19 protein-coding genes are annotated in these 25,453 nt (G+C 63.6%); 6 read left to right on the forward strand and 13 right to left on the reverse strand.

Translation table 11 applies throughout. The features are described 5' to 3' along the window. The first annotated feature begins 8 nt into the window (after window positions 1–8). Together recG and FPT15_RS02350 are read left to right on the forward strand one after the other, a co-directional pair. Window positions 9–2,084 (forward strand): ATP-dependent DNA helicase RecG, encoded by a 2,076-nt coding sequence (recG, locus tag FPT15_RS02345; protein ID WP_119737210.1) that lies wholly within the window; start codon window positions 9–11, stop codon window positions 2,082–2,084. A 77-nt stretch (window positions 2,085–2,161) separates the two neighbouring features. Continuing rightward, complete coding sequence (locus FPT15_RS02350; protein ID WP_119737208.1) at window positions 2,162–3,562, forward strand: aminoacyl-tRNA deacylase and HDOD domain-containing protein; 1,401 nt, start codon at window positions 2,162–2,164, stop codon at window positions 3,560–3,562. A gap of 131 nt (window positions 3,563–3,693) precedes the next feature. Here the strand turns inward: FPT15_RS02350 and FPT15_RS02355 are convergent, their stop codons facing one another. From FPT15_RS02355 to tagH, 13 genes are all read right to left on the reverse strand, one after another. Beyond that, entirely contained in the window at window positions 3,694–4,068 is a 375-nt protein-coding gene (locus FPT15_RS02355) for a helicase (protein WP_106575870.1), read from the reverse strand. Between the two features lie 124 nt (window positions 4,069–4,192). After that, entirely contained in the window at window positions 4,193–5,116 is a 924-nt protein-coding gene (gene tagQ, locus FPT15_RS02360; RefSeq protein WP_106575871.1) for a type VI secretion system-associated lipoprotein TagQ, read from the reverse strand. A gap of 84 nt (window positions 5,117–5,200) precedes the next feature. Beyond that, window positions 5,201–6,913: an SUMF1/EgtB/PvdO family nonheme iron enzyme gene (locus FPT15_RS02365; protein WP_145158166.1), complete on the reverse strand. Its 1,713-nt coding sequence runs from the start codon at window positions 6,911–6,913 to the stop codon at window positions 5,201–5,203. Then, the gene (locus tag FPT15_RS02370) at window positions 6,906–8,090 is read right to left on the reverse strand and encodes an FtsX-like permease family protein (protein ID WP_145158169.1); all 1,185 of its coding nucleotides are present in this window, start codon (window positions 8,088–8,090) and stop codon (window positions 6,906–6,908) included. The genes FPT15_RS02365 and FPT15_RS02370 overlap by 8 nt, the downstream gene beginning before the upstream one ends. Then, the gene (locus FPT15_RS02375; RefSeq protein ID WP_145158172.1) at window positions 8,090–8,794 is read right to left on the reverse strand and encodes an ABC transporter ATP-binding protein; all 705 of its coding nucleotides are present in this window, start codon (window positions 8,792–8,794) and stop codon (window positions 8,090–8,092) included. The genes FPT15_RS02370 and FPT15_RS02375 overlap by 1 nt, the downstream gene beginning before the upstream one ends. After that, window positions 8,794–11,781, reverse strand: coding sequence for a serine/threonine-protein kinase (locus tag FPT15_RS02380; protein ID WP_145158175.1), 2,988 nt, complete (start codon window positions 11,779–11,781; stop codon window positions 8,794–8,796). The genes FPT15_RS02375 and FPT15_RS02380 overlap by 1 nt, the downstream gene beginning before the upstream one ends. Next, entirely contained in the window at window positions 11,778–12,497 is a 720-nt protein-coding gene (locus FPT15_RS02385) for a PP2C family serine/threonine-protein phosphatase (protein WP_106575876.1), read from the reverse strand. Before FPT15_RS02385 ends, FPT15_RS02380 begins: the two co-directional genes overlap by 4 nt. Continuing rightward, window positions 12,498–13,151, reverse strand: a complete 654-nt coding sequence (gene tagF / locus FPT15_RS02390; protein WP_145158178.1) for a type VI secretion system-associated protein TagF — start codon at window positions 13,149–13,151, stop codon at window positions 12,498–12,500. It abuts the gene before it with no gap. After that, entirely contained in the window at window positions 13,148–16,648 is a 3,501-nt protein-coding gene (gene tssM, locus FPT15_RS02395) for a type VI secretion system membrane subunit TssM (protein WP_145158181.1), read from the reverse strand. Before tssM ends, tagF begins: the two co-directional genes overlap by 4 nt. Next, the gene (locus FPT15_RS02400; RefSeq protein ID WP_145158185.1) at window positions 16,645–17,934 is read right to left on the reverse strand and encodes a DotU family type VI secretion system protein; all 1,290 of its coding nucleotides are present in this window, start codon (window positions 17,932–17,934) and stop codon (window positions 16,645–16,647) included. The genes tssM and FPT15_RS02400 overlap by 4 nt, the downstream gene beginning before the upstream one ends. A 6-nt stretch (window positions 17,935–17,940) precedes the next feature. After that, entirely contained in the window at window positions 17,941–19,275 is a 1,335-nt protein-coding gene (gene tssK, locus FPT15_RS02405) for a type VI secretion system baseplate subunit TssK (RefSeq protein WP_145158188.1), read from the reverse strand. An 18-nt stretch (window positions 19,276–19,293) separates the two neighbouring features. Beyond that, window positions 19,294–19,803, reverse strand: coding sequence for a type VI secretion system lipoprotein TssJ (gene tssJ / locus FPT15_RS02410; protein WP_145158191.1), 510 nt, complete (start codon window positions 19,801–19,803; stop codon window positions 19,294–19,296). Window positions 19,804–19,859: 56 nt separating this feature from the next. Beyond that, a complete protein-coding gene (gene tagH / locus FPT15_RS02415; protein ID WP_145158194.1) occupies window positions 19,860–21,224 on the reverse strand; it encodes a type VI secretion system-associated FHA domain protein TagH in 1,365 nt (454 codons plus the stop codon). A gap of 404 nt (window positions 21,225–21,628) precedes the next feature. Between tagH and tssA the strand changes: the two genes are divergently transcribed. The 4 genes from tssA (at window position 21,629) to FPT15_RS02435 (ending at window position 25,368) form a co-directional block, all read left to right on the forward strand. Next, window positions 21,629–22,648 (forward strand): type VI secretion system protein TssA, encoded by a 1,020-nt coding sequence (gene tssA / locus FPT15_RS02420; RefSeq protein WP_145158197.1) that lies wholly within the window; start codon window positions 21,629–21,631, stop codon window positions 22,646–22,648. Between the two features lie 54 nt (window positions 22,649–22,702). Continuing rightward, window positions 22,703–23,209: a type VI secretion system contractile sheath small subunit gene (tssB, locus tag FPT15_RS02425; protein WP_017135823.1), complete on the forward strand. Its 507-nt coding sequence runs from the start codon at window positions 22,703–22,705 to the stop codon at window positions 23,207–23,209. Between the two features lie 2 nt (window positions 23,210–23,211). Beyond that, window positions 23,212–24,708, forward strand: a complete 1,497-nt coding sequence (gene tssC / locus FPT15_RS02430) for a type VI secretion system contractile sheath large subunit (protein ID WP_119737190.1) — start codon at window positions 23,212–23,214, stop codon at window positions 24,706–24,708. A 171-nt stretch (window positions 24,709–24,879) separates the two neighbouring features. Further along, window positions 24,880–25,368 carry a type VI secretion system tube protein Hcp gene (locus FPT15_RS02435; protein ID WP_005792512.1) on the forward strand — a complete coding sequence of 163 codons (489 nt, stop codon included), beginning with the start codon at window positions 24,880–24,882 and terminating at the stop codon, window positions 25,366–25,368. Window positions 25,369–25,453 lie beyond the last annotated feature (85 nt).

Here is a 25,453-nt window from a genome sequence, read left to right on the forward strand (position 1 = left end):
GCAAGGGTATGACTGAGCTGTCGCACGTGTCGGTCACCGCACTCAAGGGTGTCGGTGAAGCCATGGCCGAGAAGTTGGCCAAGGTCGGCCTGGAGAACCTCCAGGACGTGCTGTTCCACTTGCCCCTGCGCTATCAGGACCGCACGCGCGTCGTGCCCATCGGCCATTTGCGCCCAGGGCAGGACGCGGTGGTCGAAGGCACCGTCAGTGGCGCGGATGTGGTGATGGGCAAGCGCCGCAGTCTGGTCGTACGCCTGCAGGACGGCACCGGTGGCCTCAGCCTGCGCTTCTACCATTTCAGCAACGCCCAGAAGGAAGGCCTCAAGCGCGGCACCCGCGTGCGTTGCTACGGCGAGGCACGGCCTGGCGCGTCGGGCCTGGAAATTTACCACCCCGAATACCGCGCCATTACCGGCGACGAACCGCCGCCGGTGGATACCACCCTCACGCCGATCTACCCGCTGACCGAAGGCCTGACCCAACAACGCCTGCGCCAACTGTGCATGCAGACCCTGACCATGCTCGGCCCCAAAAGCCTGCCTGACTGGCTGCCGGTGGAACTGGCCCGCGATTACCAACTGGCGCCGCTGGACGATGCCATCCGCTACCTGCACCACCCGCCCGCCGATGCCGATGTCGACGAGCTGGCCCTGGGTCATCACTGGGCGCAACATCGCCTGGCCTTTGAAGAGCTGCTGACTCACCAGCTGTCCCAGCAGCGCCTGCGCGAAAGCATGCGCTCCCTGCGCGCGCCAGCGATGCCCAAGGCCACGCGCCTGCCTGCGCAATACCTGGCGAACCTAGGCTTCGCGCCCACCGGGGCCCAGCAACGGGTTGGCAATGAAATCGCCTACGACCTCAGTCAGAAAGAACCGATGCTGCGCTTGATCCAGGGTGACGTGGGCGCTGGCAAAACCGTGGTCGCCGCCCTCGCCGCCTTGCAGGCACTGGAAGCCGGTTACCAAGTGGCGCTGATGGCGCCCACCGAGATTCTCGCCGAACAGCACTTCATCACCTTCAAGCGCTGGCTCGAGCCGCTGGGCCTGGAAGTGGCGTGGCTGGCCGGCAAACTCAAGGGCAAGGTGCGCGCGGCCGCGCTGGAACAGATCGCCAATGGCGCACCGATGGTGGTGGGTACCCATGCGCTGTTCCAGGACGAAGTGAAGTTCAAAAACCTTGCGCTGGTGATCATCGACGAACAGCACCGCTTCGGCGTGCAGCAGCGCCTGGCCCTGCGCCAAAAAGGCGTGGGCGGGCGCATGAGTCCGCACCAGTTGATCATGACCGCAACACCGATCCCACGCACCCTGGCCATGAGCGCCTACGCCGACCTCGACACCTCGATCCTCGACGAACTGCCGCCCGGCCGTACCCCGGTCAATACCGTGCTGGTCACCGACACCCGCCGCGTGGAAGTGATCGAGCGCGTGCGCGGTGCCTGCGCCGAAGGCCGTCAGGCGTACTGGGTGTGCACGCTGATCGAAGAGTCCGAGGAGCTGACGTGCCAGGCCGCCGAAACCACCTATGAAGACCTCACCAGTGCCCTGGGCGAACTCAAGGTCGGGCTGATCCACGGCCGCATGAAGCCTGCGGAAAAAGCTGCGGTGATGGCCGAATTCAAAGCGGGCAACCTGCAATTGCTGGTGGCCACCACGGTGATCGAAGTGGGTGTGGACGTGCCCAATGCCAGCTTGATGATCATCGAAAACCCCGAGCGCCTGGGCCTGGCCCAATTGCACCAATTACGCGGCCGCGTCGGCCGGGGCAGCGCTGCCAGCCATTGCGTGCTGCTCTACCATCCACCGTTGTCACAGATCGGTCGTCAGCGCCTGGGCATCATGCGCGAAACCAACGACGGCTTTGTCATCGCCGAAAAAGACCTCGAGCTGCGCGGCCCCGGTGAAATGCTCGGCACCCGCCAGACCGGCCTGCTGCAATTCAAGGTCGCCGACCTGATGCGCGACGCTGACCTGCTACCCGCCGTGCGTGATGCGGCGCAAGCGCTGCTCGAACGCTGGCCGGATCACGTCAGCCCGTTGCTCGATCGCTGGCTACGGCATGGGCAGCAATACGGCCAAGTGTGACGCCTGACTCACTTATCCAACCAACAGTTGTATCAAGCTGGTTATACTTCGGTGACTGTAAGAAATTGGATCAGGCCATGTCAGAAGTAGCCCTCGCCACAGCCCCACTGACCGCCCCGCCGGTCATTCGGGCTCTGCTCGCAAAGCTCGCCATTCCTTATACGGAAGTCGCCGAACAGGCTGGCCTGAATCCCGCGCAAAAGGTCCAGGCGGTCTTGCTGGAAGATGCCGTTGGCGCCCTCATGGTGCTGTTCCCGCAGAGCCAGTTGCTCGACCTCAACCGACTCGCCGAACTCACCGGCCGCCGCCTTACCGCGGTGTCGCCGGATCGCATCGAGCGCATGTTGGCCAAGCATGAGTTGAGCCTGCTGCCAGGCCTGCCGGCCCTGACCAGTTCGCCCTGCCTGTACGAAGGCAGCCTGCTGAGCGAGCCGAGCCTGCTGGTGCATTCGGGCGAAGCCGGGCTGTTGCTGGAAATCGCCAGCAGCGACTTCAAGACTATGCTCACCAAAGCCAGCGCCGGGCAGTTCGGCGAGCCGTTGAGCAACATTCGCCCGAACCTCGACCGCCCCAATGATGACCGCGAGGAAATCACCCAAGCGATGCAGGCGTTCACCGCCCGCCGCATCCAGCAACGCCTGGAAGCGACCATCGAGATTCCACCGCTGGCCGATACCGCGCAGAAGATCATCAAGCTGCGCGTCGACCCCAACGCCACCATCGATGACATCACTGGCGTAGTGGAAACCGACCCGGCCCTGGCCGCCCAAGTGGTGAGCTGGGCCGCGTCGCCGTACTACGCCTCGCCAGGCAAAATTCGTTCAGTTGAAGACGCCATCGTGCGCGTGCTGGGCTTTGATCTGGTGATCAACCTGGCATTGGGCCTGGCCCTGGGTAAAACCTTGAGCCTGCCCAAAGACCACCCGCATCAGTCCACGCCGTACTGGCACCAGTCGATCTACACCGCCGCCGTGATCGAAGGCCTGACCCGTGCCATGCCACGCGCCCAGCGCCCGGAAGCCGGCCTGACCTACCTGGCTGGCCTGCTGCATAACTTCGGTTATCTGCTGCTGGCCCACGTGTTTCCGCCGCACTTCTCGCTGATCTGCCGTCACCTGGAGGTCAACCCGCACCTGTGCCACAGCTATGTCGAGCAACACTTGCTGGGCATCAGCCGCGAGCAGATCGGTGCCTGGCTGATGCGCTATTGGGACATGCCGGACGAACTGTCCACCGCCCTGCGCTTCCAGCACGACCCGACCTACGACGGGCAATATGCCGAATACCCGAACCTGGTGTGCCTGGCGGTGCGCTTGTTGCGCAGCCGTGGCATTGGCTCCGGGCCGGATGAGGCGATTCCGGATGCACTGCTTGAGCGTTTGGGCTTGAGCCGTGACAAGGCCGAGGAAGTGGTCGGCAAAGTACTGGATGCCGAGGTGCTGTTGCGTGAGCTGGCATCGCAGTTCAGCCAGGGTTAACTGCTTCGACTGAAAAACCGCTATCGCCGGCAAGCCAGCTCCCACATTCGACCGAGTTCCACCTTTGGAATGCAGTCATAGGTGGGAGCTGGCTTGCCGGCGATGAACTCAACTCGGTCGAACTGAAAGACTTACTTCTTTTTCTTCGGCTTCAAATACTTGGTCAGCCCCTGGAACCAGATCACCAGCGCCGGGTTGCCCTTGATCTGGATCGACTTGTCCTGAATCCCCGTCATGAACGCCAGTTGCTTGTTCTTCGCCTGCATCGTGGCGAAGCCGTAGGCGGCATCTTTGAAGGCGATAGCAAACGCAGGCTGCGGGTGAACCCCTGAGCGGCTGGTGATGCGCTGGTCTTTGACGATGAAGTGACGGGCAACTTTGCCGTCGAGGGTCTGCAACTGGAACGCCAGGTCTTTGTCACCCAGCTGTTGCTGGAAAGCAGGATTGGTGCGGCTGGCTTTGCCCATCATCAGGCCAAGCACCCACAGCAGAAGACGAAATTTCATGCACACGGCCTCGGTATCATTATTAAGTGGCCGAAGCAGTGTAACGATTTGTTGGAGGAACGCCACCGATCTCGCGCTTTAGCGGGAGATCGGCTGGCGTTTAACGCTTATAGCAACATGTTACTTAAACGTTAGGGCAAGGCACCGGCGCCCAGTCGGCCAGGTTTGGATCGCGGCAAGTGCCTTCGATCTGCGCTTTACCGGCGCTGGCGACCTGCTTGCTTTCAGCTTGCTTGGTCTGCGCGGTCTGGATGGTTTTTTCGGTGGCGACCGCTTCTTTCGGCACGGTCGGCAGCGCTGCCTTTTTCGCCGGCTTGACGGCTTTTTTGCCTTTGGCCGGCGTCACCACCGGCGTGGTATCAGCGGTGGCCACGGTCACTACGTCGGCACGCTGCACACCCACTTGTTGCAGGTCTTGCTCGTACGCCTGGGTGTAGTTGTTCAGGTCTTCGCTGGCTTTGCCGTTGACCGCGACGATCAGGTCATTGGACTCCTTGAGGCCGGAAACGATTTCCGCCAGGCGCTTGCGGCCTTCGGTGTCGTTGACGGTCTTGGCTTTACGATCAGCCACCAGCTTGGTGAATGCGCTCTGGTAGCACTGCTGGGACGCCTTGGCGTATGCGGTGCTGCGGTCGATGTCCGAGGCGCTTTTGTTGACGTCTGCCGCGTAGGACGCAATGCGCTGGTTGTCATCGCTGATCTGCTTCTGACGCTCGGTGTAGTAACCCGCCGCGCCACCCGCCAGGGCGCCGCCCGCGGCACCGATGGCAGCGTTACGGCCGCGCTTGTCGGAGTCGCCGGTCAGCGCGCCCAGCAGAGCACCGCCGGCAGCGCCGATGGCCGCACCGGTAACAACCGACTTGGTCATGTCCGAGTCGGTCGCGCGCAGGTGCTGCACTGGCTCGTAGCAGTTCGGGTAGTACTCGACCTTGGTGCTCGACGCGACCTTGGACGCCGGCGACGTGGCGCAGCCAGTCAACACGGTGCTGAAACCAGCCGCGATCAGCAGCAAGTGACGCTTGGAAACCGCCTTACGGGAAAAAAGCATAGGTGTGTTCTCTGTTAAGTTTGACTTGCCCAGCACGGCCCACCGCCGCCTGAGTCCCTTCCAAGCTCGCCATACAACCAGCGATCAAGACCGCTGACCGCTCGCTGCGAGCAATTCCTTCAAAATCGTTGCCGGGTCGGCCCGCTGTTGTTTGCGGTAGTTGCCGACATGGCGAACGAACAGTGTCGCGCGCGTCACCAGGCTCTTGCCGAGCACTGGCTTGCGATCCAACTCTTCCTTGATTCGTTGAAACTGCGCCTGGATCACCGCGTCGGTGTAGCGCGTGCCGGTGGCCAGGTTGTCGATGTAGATCGCCAACGCGCCGTCGAGCGCGCTGCGGCCATTGTCGATGGCCGTGGCAAACAGCTGCGCGCTGGCCGCGTCCTTGTTGTCCAGAGCCTGTTGGCGGCTCTTCTGCAAGTTCATCAGGCGGATGTTGTAGTTGCTGATGGTCTCGGCCACCAGCGCGGCCGATTGAATCAGGTTGCCCGCCGCCTCTTCGCGTTGCTGGGCGATCAGCGAGACGTTGCGCTTGAGTTCTTCGTTGACCAGGCCCAGTTCGGCTTGCAGCTTGGGATCGACGCTGGCGGCGATGATGCTGTCCAGGCGCTTGGTCGGGTCCTGGGCGTCGTCGATGGCGTCGGTCAGCGAGGCCAGGCGGCCTTCTTTCTGCCACTGCGCGAACAGCTCCTTGTAGCGCGAACGCGGCGCAGACAACGCCCCAATCGCCACGCGAAAACCGGTGGTCTCGTTGCTCTGCTCGGTGCCGTCGGCGGCAAACAGCGGGTATTCGCGGCGCATGCCAGTGAACAGCGTGCCCTCGCCTTCCAGGTAGTTGCCGCCCTTGACCACAAAGCCGCCGTAGGTGCCCTGGCGGCGCCCGGCGTGCACCAGTTGAAACGATTCCTGGACCATTTCCGCCGCATTGCCGATCACATCGAACATGCCGATCGGGTTGGGCAATTTGGTGCCGATGGGCATCAGGCGTGCCGCCTGGCCGGTACCACCGGCGACTTGATTGAACACCGCGTAATCACCCAGCGGCCCGTCGCTTTCGCTGCCTTCGACACGGCGCGGAAACAGCCGCCCTTCGAGGTCCTGACGGCTCACCGCCTGGCCACCACGCGCGGCGAATTCCCATTCCACTTCGGTGGGCAAGCGCACAAAACCGAGGCCACCGTCTTCGGCCGAAGACCCACGACCACTGACCGGCAGCAAGTCGCGGTGGTATTTCATCAACCAGGCGCTGTATACCGCCGAGAAGCGCTCGGCTTCAAAGCGCGAGAGTTTCACCTTGGGCAAGCGTGCAGCCATGCCGGTCGGCGCATCGCACGCTGGCGCCGGCTCGCCACTGGCCAGCGACTGTGCCTGGGACATCACTTGGGCATACTGGCGCGCGGTGACTTCGTACTTGCCGATGAAGTACAGCATCGGCTTGAGCGGAGTTTTGGCGTCGGTCTTCGGCATCAAGGGCGCAATGACTGCGTTCCAGTCCTTGGGCAAATCCTTGAGCGTGAACTGGCCGTTGATAAAGTCGCGCCGGTAGCCGGAGATAAACGACTGCTGATAACCCGCCTCACCCTCGGCAAAGGGGTAACCGAGGCTGATCTCGCGGTCATCCAGGGTGCCCTGGGCCAGCACATAGGCGTAGCGGAACACCATGTTGCCTTCGCACGGCAGCGGCAGGCTCACGTCATCGGGTAACGGTTTGGGGTTGTCGAGTTTGTCACTCGCCTCATCCGCCCACGCCATTGAAGCCAAGCTCAGCGCCATCGCGGCGCCCAGTAACTTATACATCTCTGATTCCTTCAGAAGCCTGGATACGCGCCACTCGCCAACCGCAACAACCCGCCGCCACGGCGCTGACGCCGAGGACTGCAGCCAGGGCCAGGGCGTAATGAGGCGCCAACAGGTGACAGGCGTATTCGCCCGGCACCTGCACGAATAATTTATTCAAACCCGCCTCGGCCAGGCCATACAACCCGGCACTGAGCACGGCGGCAAACCCTGCGCTGTACAGTGCCTGCACCACCACAAACAGCAATAGCCCGGCAGTGGAAAACCCCAGCAAGCGCAACACCGACAATTCCCGACGCTTGCGCGCCACGGCGGCCAACACGCCGGCGAAGATCGCCGCAAATGCGCCCGCCAAGGCCAACCCGGCGATGATCCAGAACACGATCGACAGGTTGCGGCTCAACGACTGCACCTGGGCAATGGCGTTCGCCTGGGTCGACACCAACAGGTTCTGCCCGGCGAAAAACACGCGCAACCGCTCCACATCGGCGAGGTTGCGGGCATACAGACGAAACGCCGGATAAACCCGCTGTTCAGTCACGCCGACCGCGTCACCGTCCCAACTCAACGCCGGCACCGCGCGGCCGTCGCGGTAATCTTCCGCCGCTTCCAGCAGGCGCAAATCGGCAAACAAACCGTCCCGCGCAAACGCTTCCAGCGGCAGCACCGCCATCACCTGCAACCGCGTGCGCTGGGCTTCGACGCGCCCTGCCACTTGCCGCGCAAAGCTGGTCTCCAGCCAATCGCCAGGCCGCGCCGCGAGTTTTTCTGCAGCGGTGTGGCTCAGCACGATCTGGTCCAGGCCCCGAGGCATCGGCAACCCCACGAGCAGCGGATCACCCGCTGCAGTCGGCAGCATTTCCAGGGTCAGCGTGCCCACCTGAGCGGTCGCCGCAATCTGGCGGGTACGCGGCACGGCGAAGGCCACATCGCGACGCTGGGCAAGTTGCTCGATAAACGCTGCGTTGAATCGACCGCCGCCCAACGGAATAATTTCACGGGTTGCGGGGTCGGTCTCCAGGCGTTCGGTCAAACTGCTAACCAGTCCAAATTTCAGGCCGAATAACACCAGCAACGGCGCGATCACGGCCACCAATGCCAACACCGAACAGGCCGACAGCCAGGCGTCGTTGCGGTAATCCTGCCAGGCCAGGGACGCCACCAGACCGATGCGCATCAGCACACCTCCCCGAGGGTGGCCGTGACGCCGCCGTCGGTGTCACGGCGGCAACTGATGCGCCGCACCTGCAAACCACTGGCGCGGGCCAGCGGCTCGTCATGGGTGGCGATCACGCAGGCCGCGCGATGTTCGCGGGCCTGGGCCAGCAGCGCCTGCATCACGCGTTCGGCGTTCAGCGGGTCAAGCGACGCCGTCGGCTCATCCGCCAGCACCAGTTGCGGCGCGTGGGCCAGTGCACGGGCGCAGCTCACGCGTTGGCGTTGGCCCACCGACAGTGCAGCCGGTTTCTTGCCCAACTGATCGCTGATCTCCAACTGCTCGGCCAAACGCGTGATGCTGCCGTCGTCCTTGAGCCCCAGCAGTTGCCGGGACAAGGCGATATTGCTGCGCACATCGAGAAAACCCAGCAGGCCACCGGTTTGCAGCACATAGCCCAAGTGCGTGCTGCGCAGCGCGGCCAACGTCGACTGCTGATCGGCGCGCCACAGAGCGCCGACATCGACCTGATCAAATTCAAACCGGCCAACCTGATCCGGCGCCAACACCAGCGCCAGCACGTCGAGCAAGGTGCTTTTGCCACAGCCGCTCGGCCCGACAATTGCCAACTGCTCACCCGCGCGCAGCGCCAGCGCCGGAATCACCAGGCTGTAGCGCTGGCTGCCAACGCCGCGGCTTTTGTGCACTGCGCTCAGGTTCAGCATCACGGCAGCGTCGACAAGGGCACGCGGTACAACGCATCGCCCGGCTCGGCATCGCCGAAACGGACCCAGTTGGCCACGTCATTGTGAAAGGTTTCGTAGAGGCGGATTTTCGAATCCAGCTCGTCGATAAAGTCTTCCTGCTCGGCCACGCTCAACGACAACCACAAATCCTGGGTCATGTTCAGCGACTTGCTGCGGTACGGCAGGCCTTCCAGGTATTCGCCGAGGATACCGCCGTCGGCCAGGTTGCCGCCCTTGCGCAGCGCCTGTGGGTCGCGGCTCATGTAGGCCGAGGCACTGGCGATTTCCTGGAAGAAATCCTTGGGCGAGGTCTGGGTCTTGCGCGCCGCATCGACGATCAGTTTCAGCGACTGCTGCAGGTCGTTGAGCTGCAATTTGGTCAGCATCACGCACACCTGGAACGCCGGCAGCGCCGGGTTGGTCAGGTCGCGGTCGGCGGTCCAGGCGCTGACCAGTTGCGGCGCCTGGCTGGCGGTTTTGCGGCCGAGGAAATCCATGTGCATGGCGTAGCCGACGGCCGCGGACTTGTCGGCCAAGGTCGGCGCGGCACTCAGCAGCGGCACCGGCTGCGGCGTGTTGCTGCGCACCTGGTGCACGAGGTTGGCGAACACGCTGCCGATCTCATCGACACGCTCACCCAGCTTGCGCACATCACCACCCGGCACCGGCGTGTAGAGGTCGCCGATCTGCGGGTTGGCGTCGGCGGTGAGCACGCGGTACTGGGTTTCGGCACCGGCATGGGTTTTCTTGCCGGCGTCGGTGCGCAGGTGCAGGGCGTAGATCTTGATCTGCTTGCCCAGCGCGGCCTGGCGCACCTCGGCTTCGTTCATCTGGGTGGCGGCAAACGGGTCGTTCTTGCGCAGTGCGCCAGCGTCGGTGACCAGCAGGATGATGCGCCCACCGTAGCCGGACCAATCCATGCCATCCACGGCCTGCATCACCCCGGCAAACGCGTCTTCGTTGAACGAGTGGCTGGACACGGTGGAGGCTTTGACCTGCCGCGCCATGTCGAGAAAGCGCTGCGGGTCGCGGCCCTGATCGAGGCTGATCAGCGTCTTGGCGACGTACTCAAGCCCTGGGGTTTTCTTGATGCTGTTGCGAAAACCCACCAGCCCGAAGCTGACGCTGTCCAGCTCACCGCGCTCGGCGATACGGGTTTGCAGCTCGTGCACCACGTCGCGGACTTGGTCGATGTAAGGCTGCATCGACACTGTGGTGTCCACCACCAGCACCACGGCGGTACGAAAGGCGTCGGCGTGGGTGTCGATCGCTCGGGCGGCCGGCTTGGCAGCCGCGCTGCTGCCGGGGTCGATAGAGGCCACATTGAGCAACTGCACCGGCTGGCCGTTTTCGTCGAAGCTCTCTTTGGAGTCGAAAATCGGCAGCAGGTAGAACTGGTCCTGCGGCACCGCGCTGGCCGTCGGCTCCAGCGCCAACACCTGCTGATTGTCTTCGCTGTTCTTCTGCGCCTTGACCAGAACGCCTTTGGCGGCCGCAGGGTCGGCCAGCAGTTTTTCCACTTCGCTGGATTGGCGCAGGAACATCACCGGCGCCCGGCCCGAGCGCTCGGTGAATTTGAGCACCAGGCTTTGCTTCCAGTCGCTGACCTGTGCAGCCGGCAACCAGCCGTCGCTGCGCCCATCGGTGGCAGCGCCGACACGCAGCCACGGGCTGCCATCGACGTCTTTGCGCTGGTAAACGTAGAGCACGGAAAACGCCGGCAGCCCCTCGTTGGAAGCACCACCGGCATCGTGGGACAGCTTGGCGCCCGGCTTGCTCAGCACCCGCTGGAACAGGGTCTTCTTGCCCGCCATCAGCAAGGGGCGCTGGCCGCCGTCCGCATCGGCCACAGCCGTTTTTACTTCAGGGGGCGCGGGCGTTTTCGGCACCACCGCAGCGGGCGGCGCCGCTGGCGTATCGCCGCGGCTCAACCACCAGTAGCTCGCGCCACCGATGGCAAGCGCGACAGCTACTGCGACTGCAGCCAAGGCCAGCACCGGCCCACGGCGCTGCTCGGACACGTTGCTGTGCTGGGTCGGTGTCACCACCGGTTGGCGCACCGGCTGCGGCTGGGGTTTGTCGGTTGGAATGTCGATAGACACCGGCGTCATCCCCGCCAGGTCGAAGCTCAGCGGAATCGGCAACGGCCGCACCAGCGTGGCTTCCGGCGAGTCGGCCGGCAGTTGGTCCAGCGCGCGCAGCAACGCCGCCGCGTCCGGGAAACGCTCCGCCGGGTCCTTGGCCAACAGCTTGCGCAACACCTCCTGATAACGGCCGTGGTGCACCGGCAATTCCGGCAGCGGTTCGGTCAGGTGCGCCAGCGCCGTGGACAGTGCATCGGTGCCGCTGTAAGGCAACTCGCCGACGAGGATTTCATAGAGCACCACGCCGAGTGCGTAGAGGTCAGCGCGGCCATCAATCTCCTGGCCCCGCGCCTGCTCCGGGCTCATGTAGCTCGGCGTGCCCACGGCAAACCCGGCTTGAGTGAACTGGGTACGGTCATCCAGAGACTTGGCGATGCCGAAGTCCGACAGCACGGCCGTGCCGTCAGCGCGGAACAGAATGTTCGCCGGCTTGACGTCACGGTGCACCAGGCCCTGGGCATGCGCATAGCCCAGCGCCGAGGCGATCTGGCGGATCAACGTCACGCCCTGCTCCGGTGTCAGGCCGGCGGCAATGCGCTCTTTGAGCGTGCCGTTGGGCAGGTATTCCATGGCCATGTAATACAGCTCACCGACGTTGCCGATGTCATGGATGGTCACCGTGTGCGGGTGCGAAAGGCGCGCCAGGGTCTTGCCCTCGCGCAGGAAACGCTCGCAAAAACTTGGGTCCGCCGCCAGCGCCGCCGCCATCACTTTCAACGCCACCTTGCGCTCCAGCGAACGCTGGGTCGCCAGGTACACGCTGGCCATGGCGCCTTCGCCGATCTCGCCTTCGATGTCATAACCCGGAATCACGATGTTCATGGCGAAACCTTCACGACAATGGCGGTGATGTTGTCCGGCGCGCCCCGGTTGAGGCCCAGGTGCACCAGGCTGCGCACGATTTCATCCGGCGCGTCATGGCCCAGCACTTCGCGGATTTCATGATCCTCGACGGTCTTGTTCAGGCCGTCGCTGCACAGCAGGTAGCTGTCACCGGGCGCAATCAGCAGGTCGACCACCGCCACCTCCAACTGCGCCTCCACGCCAATCGCGCGGGTGACGATATTGGCGCGAGGGTGCACACGGGCATCGGCTTCGCTGAGCAAGCCGCTGTCTTGCAGGTCCTGCACGTAGCTGTGGTCGCGGGAAATGCCTTCCAACACGCCGTCGCGCAGGCGGTACAGGCGGCTGTCGCCGGCCCACAAACACACGCCGCGCAAGCCGCGTGCGGCCAGGACTACCACGGTGCTGCCCATCATGGTCACGCCACGGTTGGCGGTTTCTTCGCGCACGGTTGCGTTGATGCGGATCAGGTCATTGCGCAGGGCCGCCGAATATTCGTCGAGGGAACGCCCCACCGGCACAGCACGCAGGCTGTCGACGATCAGGCTGCTGACGTAGTCGCCCGCCGCGTGCCCGCCCATGCCGTCGGCCACCACCCACAGACGGTTTTCCGGCAGGTCCAGGCAGGCGTCTTCATTGACCTGGCGGACCATGCCCACATGGCTTTTGCTCGCGGATTTGAACGTCGCCCCCATCTACACCACACCTTCTTGTCCGAGCAAAAACTGCGCAAAATCGCCGGCGGCAGGCAAACCCTGACACCGCAATAAACCTGGGGAAATCACCTGCGAACCCCGCCCCCACCACAGGCTCGCGCCCTCGCAGGCCTGTTCGGCGAGCGCGGTCATGCGGCTGTGGGGCACGGTGGCGGCAACGCGTTGCAGCCCGGCAAAGCGGCTGTCCACCGCGCGTTGCTCACTGGCCGGGATGCCGAGTTTGTCGATGCCATCGTTGAAGCCTTCAAAGGTCGCGCCGGCATCCAGTGTGCCGAGCAGCAGCTCTTCGGCCTGCTCAAACCAGGTGTCCGGCCCGCCCACCAGGGATGCGGGGTTGGTGTCGTAATCGAGCAACGCCACCACCGCCAACGGAAAATACCGGCCGACCCGGTCAATGCTCGGCATAACCACACCTGCCGCCGCGTCCGGCCCGCACACACCCGGCGCCAGCACAAAGCGCCACAACGGGCTGACCAGGTACACATTGAGCCAGTCGCCGCCCAGGCTGTTCTGGCTGGCCAGCAGACCTGCCGCCAGCCAGCTGTCCCAGGGGCCGATAAAACTCTGGGGCAAGGCGCGGCTGACAAAGTCACCGCGGCTGGCCAACTTGCCATAGAAGCCCAGCGTCGTCATAACCGCTCCGGCAGACTGAAGCCACTGAGTACGCGGCTCTTGAACGGGTTGAAGGCGCTGTTGGCGCGCAGCTCGTAGGCGATGCTCGCCCCGTCCACCCGCAGGCGCAGGTTGAAACGGTCCGGCGAGTTGCCGGCGGTGAGGTCCGACTGTTCCAGCAAGCGGAACCAGGCCCACGGACCGTCCAGGGTCACGCCCGAACGACCGCTGGCCGACGGCGGCATGATCGAAATACGCACCACGCCGATGCTGCCGGGGTTCGGCCATTGCATGGCGACCGGGCGGCTTGGGCCGTGGTCGTAGCTCAATTGCTGGCCATCCAGATCAAGCAGGAACTGGGTGATGGTCGGGTCCATCGACACCGGTTTGAGTTCGAAACGCACAATGGGCTGCGTACCACCGGCGCGGAAAAACGCATCACGAATCGCCGCCGCACGCTGGAACGTCTGCAATACGCCTGGCGCAATCCCGAGCTTTTGCGCGGCGCCCGGCTGCCAGCGCCAGGTCTGCGCGGAGGTGTCCACGTAAGGCTGCAGGTACTTGCGGAAATAGTTGTCCATCACCCCGCCCACGCCGAAGAACTGGCCGAAGTCATCCAGCGTGGCGTCGCGGGCGCTGCCCGGCGACATCGGATAACGCCCGGCCAGCGACTGGCGGTACACGTTGACCACTTCACTGACCCACGCCGCGTTCAGTTGGTTACGCACGCCGCCCATCATGCTGTTGGTGGTGGAGTTGACCACCGACTTGACCATGCCCTGTACCAGCGGCGGCTGGCGTTCGGCATTCAGGCTGACCCGCGTGGCCGCAGCCGCCGCCTGGTTCTTGGCCTCGCCAAGCAAGGCGTCGCCACTGGCGCCGACCATGGCACTGACCTGCACGTACAGCGCGTTCATGTCTGCCAATAGGCCGTCGATGGCGGCGGGTTCGCCTTCATTCTTGCTGACGATGCTGTTGAGCTCGGCAAAGTGCGCGGTCACCGGATCGTCTGCCGTTTGCGGCGCGTTGGCGGTCGGTTGTTCCTGGCCGAGCAGGCTGCCGAGGCGCTCCTTGAGCTTGTCGACGCCGCCTTCCACCGGCACGCCTTTGGCGGCCAATTGGCGCTCTTCGGCTTGCAGGTCGGTTTCCTTGGACACGGCCACCAGCAGTTTTTTCAGCGGCGAGGTCGGGCCGGAAATCACCCGCAGTACATCGGCCGCCTGGGCCACGCTGGTGATCGGCACGAAGTCGATGTCGGCGAGCAAGGCGTCCCATTGGCGCTGGTAGTCCTGGAAGTACAAGCGGCGCACGTCGGCAGCGAGGCTGACCACGTTCTGCTGGTCGGCCTGTTCACGGCCCAGCACCCATTGCTCTTCGGCGAGGGTGCCGGTCTGGTTCAGGCTGCTTAGCAAGAACGCCTGGCGATACCCTTTGGCGGTGAAGAACCCACTCAGCGGCTCACCCAGCGGCTTGCCGCTTTTGCGGCTGAACACCAGCGCAGCATCGCGGCCTGCGGCTTCGTTGATGCGAAAGTCCGGGATGCCGTCGGGCAGCTTCTGGCGCTTGACCCGGTCATAGACGCGCTGGGCCACCGGCAGTTGTTGCAGTTGGCGCCGCAGGTCGTCAATCAGCCGTGGGTCCAGGCGCGCGTTTGGCGGGTGGCGTTCGAACAACGCCTGCAAGTGCTCGGTCAGCGCCTGACGCTGATCGGCCGGCAGGTCGCGCGGCAGGTTGCGGTCCCAATCGAGAGCGATCCAGGCCTTGATGAAGTCCGGGTCGTAATGCTCGGCATCGGCGAGCATCAGGTAGGCCTTGAGGCCTTCGTACAGGAAATCGGAATTGCCGCCACCGTGCAGCTGTTCTTCGATGCGCGTCACCAGGCGAGGCGCAAACACGGCGATCAACAGCTTGCGGTAGACGCTGGCAGATTCGGCTTCGAGCATGTCGCCCTGGTACAGGCCCAACCCTTCGGACCAGCTTGGCGAATCACCCGCGAGGCCCTTCACCGCATTGAGCAACGGCAGTACGGCGAGCACTTCGCGCTGCGCCGGGCTGAGGTTCTGTACAGCCTGGCCCAACGGCGCGACCTTCTGATCCACCTGGGCGATATACGCCTGGTTGGCGCGATAACTCACCCACCACAAACCACTGACCACCACCACCAAGGCGACGGTGGCTGCCAGCACGCCGCGTGCGATCCACTTGCGTCGACGCTCGACCTTCGGGTTCACACCCACCAGCCCGCGCTCGGCGAAGGCCACGGCGGTGAAGAGTTTTTCGATGAAGTAGCTGCGCCCGGTGCCGCTCTGGCGCGCCAGGTGCTGGCGGTCCAGGTTCATGCTTTGGGCCATGGCGCCGATCAGGCGATCAATCGGGCTGCCTTCCTGGGTGCCGCTGGTGAAGTACACGCCGCGCAGCAGCACGCGCTCTTCAAAGGCATTGGGTTTGAACACGCCTTCGAGGAAGCTTTGCAGGCAATCTTTCAAGGCACCGAACTGCTGCGGGAAGCCGTAGATCAGATCGCGCCGCGCCGGGTCGCGCTCCTGTTGCAGGCGCTCCACCAACCGTTCGTTGAGGCGCTGCTCAAGGCCGGCGAACTCGCTTTGCAGCGTTGCCAACGGGCTGTCGCTGTGCTTGCCGTCATCGAGCGCAAAGGTCATGCCCCACACCTGGGCGCGCTCTTCCTTGCTCAGGTTGTCGAAGAACTCCATGAAGCCCGGCACCAGGTCGAGCTTGGTCAGCATCAGGTAAATCGGGAAACGCACGCCCAACTGGGTGTACAGCTCCTGAATACGCAGGCGAATCGCCGCCGCATGGGCAGCCCGTTCGGCGTCCGTGCCAAGCAGCAGATCCGAGAGGCTGATGGCGATAAACGCGCCATCAATCGGGCGGCGCGAGCGCTGCTTTTTCAGCAGGTCGAGAAAGCCCAGCCACGCCGCCTTATCCACCGTCGAGTTGCTGTCCTGGGTGGTGTAGCGGCCCGCGGTGTCGAGCAAAACGGCTTGGTCGGTAAACCACCAATCGCAGTTGCGCGTGCCACCGACGCCCCGCACCGCACCCGCGCCCAATTGCGCAGCCAGTGGGAAATGCAGGCCGGAATTGACCAGCGCGGTGGTCTTGCCCGACCCCGGCGGGCCGATGATCACGTACCACGGCAGCTCGTAAAGGTTGCGGCGTTCATCGCCACCGAGCTTGGCCTTTTTCAGCAGCGCCAGGGCCTCGTCCATGCGCTGGCGCAGGGTGCTGAGTTCTTCGGCGGTGGCGACACTGTTGGGGTCGACCGGGGTTTCCGCGGCCAGGCTGCGCATCACTTCGGCGGCCTGGCGGCGGGCCTGGATAATGCGGAACACGCGATACGCGATCCACACCGCAAACACCAGAATGATCAGCGCCCAGCGCCGCCCTTCTGGCACCAGCACATCGAGCAGCGGCCCCACAAACCAGATGATCAGGCTCAGGGCAATCAGGCCCAGCACGGGAATCACCCAGCGAATCATGAAACTGAAAAACGCCTTCACTCGACGCCCTCCGCCAATACGGTGATTTCAACCCGACGATTGCGGGCACGGCCTTCTGCAGTGGCGTTGGTGGCCACAGGCTCGGTGTCACTTCTGCCTTCGGCGCTGAAGCGGTCTGCCTGGCCGGTCTTGGCGGCCAGGATCTCCAGCACCGACTTGGCGCGGGCTTCGGACAGCGCCCAGTTGGACGGGAAGCGCAGCGTGGCAATCGGGCGGTTATCGCTGTGCCCGGTGACGCGCACCTGGCCCTTGACCTTGCGGATGGCGTCGGCGATACGCAGCATCAGCGGCTGATAGTCATCGACGATGCTGGAGCTGGCCGAGGCGAACAGCTCATCGCCGCGAATCGTCACCACGGAGCGGTCGACCTTGTCTTCCACCGCCACGCGGCCCGCCTTGATGTCTTCCACCAGGAAACCGGCCAAGCGCGGCCGCTCGATGACTTTGGGCTGCGCCACCGGACGGTCGATGGCCTGCACCGGGATCTCGCCCAGGGCATGAATGTTCTTGAACACCGGCTCGGCATCCGACGCCAGTTTCATGCGCAAGCCGAACAGCAAGGCCAGCAGCAGCGCCAGGCCGATGGCCACGGCGATCCACGGCGGCATGAATTGCGCCAGGCGATCACGCGCCACGGTCACGCCGCGCCAGTGCGGCGACAGCTCGCGCTCGTGCTCGCCACGCGCACTGCGAATGGCGGCGGCGGTGCGTTCACGCAAGGCTTCAAGCTGGCTGCGACCGTCGTTCATCACGCGGTAACGGCCCTCGAAACCCAGGCACATGCACAGGTACAACAGCTCCAGCAGGTACAGGCGCTCGCGCGGGCTTTGCAGGCAGTGGTCGAGCAACTGGAAGACTTTTTCACCGCCCCAGGCTTCGTTGTGCACCGTGATCAGCAGGCTCTGCTTGCCCCAGTCGCTGGTGCTGCCCCACGGCGTACTGAGCACCGCTTCATCGAGTGCGGTGCACAGCGCGTAACGCGCCAGCAGCACTTCATTGCGCGCCACGCCAGCGGCTTCGGCGCGCTCTTCGAACTGGCGCAGGTAACCCAGCAACTGCGCACGCAGGCTGGCCGGTGCCGGGTGCGCGATGGTGTTGCGCAGGCGCGTCAACAGCGCCAACAGCGGGCCGGCGGCGCTTTCCAGCGGGTTGAGGCCCTGGCTTTTGCCGGTCAGGATCGGCGCGGCCGGCACCGACAGCGGCGCCGGCTCTGCACGCGCAGGTTCCGGCGCACGGCCACCCGGGCGCGGCATGAACTGGGTGCGGTCATCATCATTGGGATGCATCGCGGATTATCCTCGGATCGCCCAGAAGGCCAGGTTCAAACCCGGGAATTGCCCGGCGATGTGGAAGGCAAAGCCGCCGGAGTTATTCAGTTGCTGCCAGTGCTCGCTGCCGCGGTCCAGCTCGTAATAGGTGCTGCCTGCGTGGTACGGAATCTGGCGTGGCGCCACCGGCAGCGGCAGCAGGCCGATGCCCGGCAGTTGCAGGTTGACCATGTCGCGGATGTGCTCCACCGAGCCGACTTTGCTCTGCTGGCCGAAACGCGCGCGCAGGGTTTCGCCGGGCACATCGGCGCGCACCACCAGGATGAAACTGGCGCTGTCGAGCAGGGTTTTGTCGGCGAGCATGGCCACGTGAATGCCGTAGGCTTTTTCCACAATCGGGATCGGTGTGGCTTTGCTGTCGATCAGCATCGACAGCGCCTCACGCAACGCTGCCATCACCGGGGTGAAGCTCAGCGACAGGTCATCGTGCTGGTATTGCGGGTATTCCTGGGGGCGACGGCCTGACGTCGAAAAGGTGGAAAACTCGCCGGCCAGGCTCACCAGTTCACTGAAAAAACGCTCCGGGTGCAGCGGGCTCAACTGGCTGAAATGCTGGAGCAGCGGCTGCGCGCGGTTGACCAGTTGCAGCAGCATGAAGTCGGCAATCTCCGAGGCGCCACCGGCGCCCGAGGCGACCACGCGGCCGGCCAGGGCTTCGCCGCGCTGGTGCAGCAGGCCCAGCAATTCGCTGCGAAACGCCGTCAGCGGTTTGCTGGCGGCCACGTCCAGTACCGGCGGGATGTAGGTGTCATCCAGCACCAGCGCGCGGTCGGCGCGTTTTTCCTTGATGCGCACCAGGCCGATGGCGGCGTAGTCGCTGATGCCATCCTGCGCAGTCAGCAGGCGCAACGCACGCGAGCCCACGGCCACGGGCGCGCGGTTTTCGAACGGGGCGTTATCATCACGCACTTCACGCACCTGGCTCACGTAACGCGCGGCGCCGAGGTCTTCGCCGTCATCGACGGTGTCACGCGCGCCAGCACGCTTGAGCGGCAGGGCCAGGTACACCAGGCTATCGCGCAGGTTGTCGTCGATATTCAGCGGGCTCGGCGCCAGGTCATCCTGGGGAATATTGAACGGCGTGCCATCCGGCAACAGGCCACGGGCCGACACAATCGCCAGCTTGCCCTGGGCCAGCAGGCCCTGGTCGATGAGCAATTCGGAAAACCCCCAGGCACCGGCGGACAACGGGCGGCTGCGGGCGTCAATCAGGTTTTCCAGGTAACGGTCATGCTGCTGGAAGTGCTGCGTTCCGATGAACATGCCTTCCGACCAGACCACGCGATTGTTCCAGGACATGGGAGCTCCGTTTGCTTCTTATTGGGCAGGGCTGGATGGGGGAACCGCGACGTCGGCGCGTACGGCGCGCACATCGAGGCTGATCTGGTATTCGGTGTATTGGCGTGCCGGGACGGTGAGCACCGTGCGCCACTGCGCGCGGTCCAACTCGCGATAGCCCACCAGCAGGCCGATCTGGCGCGTGGACGGGTCGAGGTTGCGCTGGATACTCAGTTGCTGGCCGGGTTGCACCATCACTTCGTCCTGGTCCAGCAGATCGAGGCCGAGCGTGGATTGCGCGCGATCAGCCAGCGCGAAGTAATCGGAGCGGCTGAAGGTGGCGGCGTTTTTCAGTTCGAAGATGCGTACGCGAACCGGAGCGGCTTGGCCGTTGGCGCCGGGGTTGAGCCCGGCAATGGCGTGAAAATGCAGTTCGATGGCGGCGGTGTCCGCTTCGGCTTCAGTGGCCGCCTCGGGCTTGGCGGCATCCTTGGCACACGCCGTCAGCAGCAGCGCCGTGGCGACTGCGAGTAAAAACCTGGGAATCATCCTGCGTCCTCAATGACGTACTTAGCTATCCGTTTTATCCATTACTGCGTTGCGGTTTAGCGACGCTGTCGTGCGCTGTGTTCTTCGTAGGCTCGGCTGAATTCGCGACCGAACAGGTCCTGGAAATCTTCCTGGGCTTCGCGCGAGATATTGCTGTAAAGCTCGGTGAACTGCCGCCAGTACTGGGCCTGGCGCGAGCCGTTGAAAATGCTCGACAGCCCGCCGGGCTTGCCCATGCGCTCTTCCAGTTGCGCCGGCTCAAAGCGCGCGAGCAAGTGCTTGATGGCCGCTTCTACACCGGCCATTACCGCCAGTTGATGGGCGCGCAGGTCGTCGAAACTGTCGCGCACGGCGATGTCCGGCGCCATAAACGCTTGGTTTCCATGACGCAGCAGCAGCAGTAAGGCTTCATCGGCATTGGGCGCAAACTTCAACGGATTGTTTTCGGCGGGCCGGATCATCGTCTGCTGCATGCGGAACTCGCCCTTGAGGCTGGCGCGGGCGCGCAATACGTCGATCAGACCTTCGACCATCAACCGGTAGCTGCGGCCGATGCTCTCCATCTGCGCGCAGGCATCGGCCTTGTCCAGGCGCAACTGGTCGAGGCCGGCGCCGCGCAGGAAGGCTTGCAAAAGGTCGGGCTGTTGGCTGTCAGCCGCGGGGAGCACGGGCTCGACCACGGGCGGCGACTGCATGACTGGCGGCGCGGGAGGCGACTGGATGACCGGCGGCACGGGAGGCGGTGCAACGGGCGTCGGGCTACTGGCCACGGGCGCGGGTGTGTCGCCAAACACGTCCCAGTCTTCGGGAATCACCGAGGCTGACGGCGCCGGCTTCTCCACCACTGGCATGGCAACGGGGGTCGGCGGGCGAAAGTCGTGTTGCTCGGACGGCACATGGTCCGCCACGGTCGGTGGTGGTACGGCGGTCGGGGTGAGGAAATCGAACAGGTCCGGTAGCGTGTCCATCGACGAGGCACCATGAAACTGCGGCGCGATCACCGGCGTCGGCGCGGGCGCGTTCACCACCGCGCCCATCAACGCCTCGAAGCTGTTCGGCGAATCGCCGGCAAACGGCTGGCTATCGATGGCTTGCACGTTGAAGTCGATACGCGCCTGAATTTCGTAGTCGCCGATGCGGATCAATTCACCGTCTTGCAACGGTTCGCTGTTCCCTCGGCGCATACGAATACCGGCGTTAACCAATTCAACGCCGTTGGTGCTGTTATCGGTTAAATAGTAACGGCCATCTTTGTATTGAATAACGCAGTGTTGCGAGGAGACAAGGCGCTCTGGATCTGGCAATACCCAGTCATTATCAGAACTGCGGCCAATAGCCATCACGCCCTGATTCATGGACTTTTCAGGGCATTGCCCAGGGGTGATCTTGTGATAACTAGTGATAGTCAAGCACAGCGACATCTTGCCTCCTTGCTGATACATCGCGCGCGGTCTATCCAAGGGTCTACCTGAAGGAACCAGGCTTCCCGAGAGATACCGCCAGTCGCGTTAACGACCGTAAAAATAGGCTTTTACCAGCATGATCGGTGATCTTAACTGGCTTCTATGACAAAAATCCTGTCCTGGTGCGCCGTTCGACCCGCCAGTCGCGCAGGGTGTTAAGCACCGCACATCTGTCACAGAGGGCGAATAGCTTACCTTGACAAGGCGTAACTACTACACCAAAAATGCACAACTTCTTGAACATCAGTGATGGCACGGTAGTGGCACTCTGGCTATATGACCAAGAAAACATGCAAAGTTCATCGCGCAACTAATGCATGCATTGCCCGGCATCTAACGGGCTGATAGGGAGATCGAATCAAGTGGATGTGCCGTTGCTGCTCGCCGCCGTTTCCGCGACTTCGCCCTGTGGCGAAGACATGGAATATGACGCGCAATTTCTCCAACTGGAGCGTGACGCCAAGGGCCAACCCGAGCGCAGCATGGGCGACGCTATCCTGCCCGCTGAGCCACCGCAATGGCGCAGCATCCAGCAGCAAAGCCTCGACTTGTTGCAGCGCAGCAAAGACCTGCGCATCACTCACTTTCTGTTGCAAAGCTCCCTCGCCCTTCAGGGTGTGGCCGGGCTGGCCGAAGTCCTCACGCTGATCAACGCGCTGCTGCGCGAGTACTGGGCCGACCTGCACCCGCGCCTGGATGCCGACGACGATAATGACCCCACCGTACGCATCAATGCCTTATCTGGCCTGACCAGCGACGCGACCATTCGTCTGCTGCGCGAAAGCATCCTCACGCGCTCGCGCACGTTCGGGCCGGTGAGCCTGCGTGCTGCGCTGAACGCCAGCGGCTTGATGAGTTTCCCCGACGAACAGCTCGGTGCCCAGCAACTCAACGCCGCATTTCTGGACAGCGATCCCGAACAATTGCAAGCCACGCGCGATGCCTTGAGCGCCGCGCGCGCCGCCTGCGAAGCCATCGAACAACAGGTCAGCGACCAGGTCGGTTCGGCCCAGGGCGTGGACCTCAGCCTGTTGAAGCAACCGCTCAAGCAGGCGCTGCAAGTCCTCAACCAATTCGTACCGAACAGCGATACCAGCAGCGAACCCGAGGCCGTCAGTGACGACAATGCCCCCTCGGTCGATTTCGCCGCTGCCGCCGCCGCACCGCGCCCCACTGGCGACATCGCCAGCCGCGATGACGTGCTGCGCAGCCTCGACAAGATCCTTGCGTACTACACCCGTCACGAGCCGTCGAGCCCGCTGCCGGTGCTGTTGAACCGGGCGAAGAATCTGGTGCACGCCGACTTCGCGGCCATCGTGCGCAATCTGATCCCCGACGGCATGTCCCAATTTGAAAACCTGCGCGGCCCGGACGGCGAGTAAGCCGCCCGGCTGTGCAGTAACAACACCGTCGCTCAAGCGACCAGGAGCAGCAACGTGGCGAAGCAAAGTTCTCAGAAATTCATCGCGCGCAACCGTGCGCCTCGAGTGCAGATCGAGTACGACGTCGAGCTTTACGGCGCCGAGAAAAAGGTCCAGCTGCCCTTCGTGATGGGTGTGATGGCCGACCTCGCCGGCAAGCCTGCCGAACCGCTCGCACCCGTGGCCGACCGCAAGTTCCTTGAAGTGGACGTCGACAACTTCGACTCGCGCCTCAAGGCCATGCAGCCACGCGTAGCGTTCCACGTACCGAACGAGCTGACCGGCGAAGGCAACCTGAGCCTGGATATCACGTTCGAAAGCATGGACGACTTCAGCCCGGCCGCCGTGGCTCGCAAGGTCGATTCGCTCAAGCAACTGCTCGAAGCCCGCACCCAGCTGGCCAACCTGCTGACCTATATGGACGGCAAGACTGGCGCTGAAGAAATCATCATGAAGGCGATCAAGGACCCGGCATTGCTTCAGGCACTTGCCAGCGCGCCTAAGCCTGCAGGGGACCAGTAATCATGACCGACAACACCGCCCGCGAAGGCTCCCAGATCCTGGGTGCCACCGAAGAAGCCAGCGAGTTCGCCAACCTGCTGCTGCAAGAATTCAAACCCAAGACCGAGCGTGCCCGCGAAGCCGTGGAAACCGCCGTGCGCACCCTGGCCGAACAGGCTTTGGCACAGACGGACCTGGTGTCCAATGACGCGATCAAGTCGATTGAATCGATCATCGCCGCCATCGACGCCAAGCTCACCGCCCAGGTCAACCAGATCATCCATCACCCGGATTTCCAGCAGTTGGAAAGCGCCTGGCGTGGCCTGCACTACCTGGTCAACAACACCGAGAGCGACGAGCAGCTGAAGATTCGCGTGCTCAACATCTCCAAGCCGGACCTGCACAAGACCCTGAAGAAATTCAAGGGCACCGCGTGGGACCAGAGCCCGATCTTCAAGAAGATGTACGAAGAAGAATACGGCCAGTTCGGCGGCGAACCGTACGGCTGCCTGGTCGGCGATTACTACTTCGACCAGTCGCCACCCGACGTGGAACTGCTGGGCGAGCTGTCGAAAGTCTGCGCCGCCATGCACTCCCCGTTCATCGCTGCGGCGTCGCCGACCGTGATGGGCATGGGCTCGTGGCAGGAACTGTCGAACCCGCGCGACCTGACCAAAATCTTCACCACGCCGGAATACGCCGGCTGGCGCTCGCTGCGTGAATCGGAAGACTCGCGCTACATCGGCCTGACCATGCCGCGCTTCCTGGCGCGCCTGCCGTATGGCGCCAAGACCGATCCGGTGGAAGCCTTCGCCTTCGAAGAAAACACCGACGGCGCCGACAGCTCCAAGTACACCTGGGCCAACGCCGCCTACGCGATGGCGGTGAACATCAACCGTTCGTTCAAGCACTACGGCTGGTGCTCGCGCATCCGTGGCGTGGAATCCGGCGGTGAGGTGGAAAACCTGCCGGCCCACACGTTCCCGACCGATGACGGTGGCGTGGACATGAAGTGCCCGACCGAAATCGCCATCAGCGACCGCCGTGAAGCGGAACTGGCGAAGAACGGTTTCATGCCGCTGCTGCACAAGAAAAACACCGACTTTGCCGCCTTCATCGGTGCACAGTCGTTGCAGAAACCGGCCGAATACGACGACCCGGACGCCACCGCCAACGCCAACCTGGCCGCGCGCCTGCCGTACCTGTTCGCCACCTGCCGTTTCGCGCACTACTTGAAGTGCATCGTGCGCGACAAGATCGGTTCCTTCAAAGAGAAGGACGAGATGCAGCGCTGGTTGCAGGACTGGATCCTCAACTACGTCGACGGCGACCCGGCGCACTCCACCGAAACCACCAAGGCCCAGCACCCGTTGGCTGCCGCCGAAGTGATCGTGGAAGACGTCGAAGGCAACCCGGGTTACTACAACTCCAAGTTCTACCTGCGCCCGCACTATCAGCTCGAAGGGCTGACCGTGTCGTTGCGCCTGGTATCGAAGTTGCCTTCGGCGAAAAGCGCCTAACCCACGGATGAGCTGGCTCTTCTGTGGGAGGGGGCTTGCCCCCGATAGCATCACTGGGGTGTGACTGACACACCGAGGTGCCTGCATCGGGGGCAAGCCCCCTCCCACACAAAGGCACTGCCCATTTGGAGTTACTCAAATTCAGTGGCAAGAGCCACACAGGGAGAAAACATGGCTGTTGATATTTTCATCAAGATCGGCGACATCAAGGGCGAGTCCATGGACAAGGCCCACAAGGACGAAATCGACGTGCTGAACTGGAGCTGGGGCATGGCCCAGTCCGGCAACATGCACGTTGGCGGTGGCGGCGGTGCGGGCAAGGTGAATATCCAGGACCTGTCGCTGACCAAGTACGTCGACAAGGCGTCGCCAAACCTGATGATGCACTGCGCCAGCGGCAAGCACATCGACAAGGTCAAGCTGACCGTGCGCAAGGCCGGTGGCGAAAGCCAGGTCGAGTACATGGTGATCAACCTGGAAGAAGTGCTGGTCACGTCCCTGAGCACCGGCGGCTCGGGCACCGATGATCGCCTGACCGAAAACGTCACCCTGAACTTCGCCCAAGTGATGGTCGACTACCAGCCGCAGAAAGCCGACGGCACCAAAGACGGCGGCGCGATCAAGTTTGGCTGGAACATCCGTTCCAACACCAAGCGCTGATAAACCCGGTGGCCGTGGCTCGCCGCCACGGCCCCAGGCATCGGCCCCTCGCAGAAACCGTCCCTCTCACAACCCGTCCGTGGAG

The sequence above is a fragment of the Pseudomonas sp. RGB genome (genome assembly GCF_007713445.1).
GTDB lineage: Bacteria > Pseudomonadota > Gammaproteobacteria > Pseudomonadales > Pseudomonadaceae > Aquipseudomonas.

Coding starts and splice junctions, on each gene's coding strand:
- recG (WP_119737210.1), top strand. CDS start 9: ATGACTGAGCTGTCGCACGTGTCGGTCACCGCACTCAAGGGTGTCGGT.
- FPT15_RS02350 (WP_119737208.1), top strand. CDS start 2,162: ATGTCAGAAGTAGCCCTCGCCACAGCCCCACTGACCGCCCCGCCGGTC.
- FPT15_RS02355 (WP_106575870.1), bottom strand. CDS start 4,068: ATGAAATTTCGTCTTCTGCTGTGGGTGCTTGGCCTGATGATGGGCAAA.
- tagQ (WP_106575871.1), bottom strand. CDS start 5,116: ATGCTTTTTTCCCGTAAGGCGGTTTCCAAGCGTCACTTGCTGCTGATC.
- FPT15_RS02365 (WP_145158166.1), bottom strand. CDS start 6,913: ATGTATAAGTTACTGGGCGCCGCGATGGCGCTGAGCTTGGCTTCAATG.
- FPT15_RS02370 (WP_145158169.1), bottom strand. CDS start 8,090: ATGCGCATCGGTCTGGTGGCGTCCCTGGCCTGGCAGGATTACCGCAAC.
- FPT15_RS02375 (WP_145158172.1), bottom strand. CDS start 8,794: ATGCTGAACCTGAGCGCAGTGCACAAAAGCCGCGGCGTTGGCAGCCAG.
- FPT15_RS02380 (WP_145158175.1), bottom strand. CDS start 11,781: ATGAACATCGTGATTCCGGGTTATGACATCGAAGGCGAGATCGGCGAA.
- FPT15_RS02385 (WP_106575876.1), bottom strand. CDS start 12,497: ATGGGGGCGACGTTCAAATCCGCGAGCAAAAGCCATGTGGGCATGGTC.
- tagF (WP_145158178.1), bottom strand. CDS start 13,151: ATGACGACGCTGGGCTTCTATGGCAAGTTGGCCAGCCGCGGTGACTTT.
- FPT15_RS02400 (WP_145158185.1), bottom strand. CDS start 17,934: ATGCATCCCAATGATGATGACCGCACCCAGTTCATGCCGCGCCCGGGT.
- tssK (WP_145158188.1), bottom strand. CDS start 19,275: ATGTCCTGGAACAATCGCGTGGTCTGGTCGGAAGGCATGTTCATCGGA.
- tssJ (WP_145158191.1), bottom strand. CDS start 19,803: ATGATTCCCAGGTTTTTACTCGCAGTCGCCACGGCGCTGCTGCTGACG.
- tagH (WP_145158194.1), bottom strand. CDS start 21,224: ATGTCGCTGTGCTTGACTATCACTAGTTATCACAAGATCACCCCTGGG.
- tssC (WP_119737190.1), top strand. CDS start 23,212: ATGACCGACAACACCGCCCGCGAAGGCTCCCAGATCCTGGGTGCCACC.
- FPT15_RS02435 (WP_005792512.1), top strand. CDS start 24,880: ATGGCTGTTGATATTTTCATCAAGATCGGCGACATCAAGGGCGAGTCC.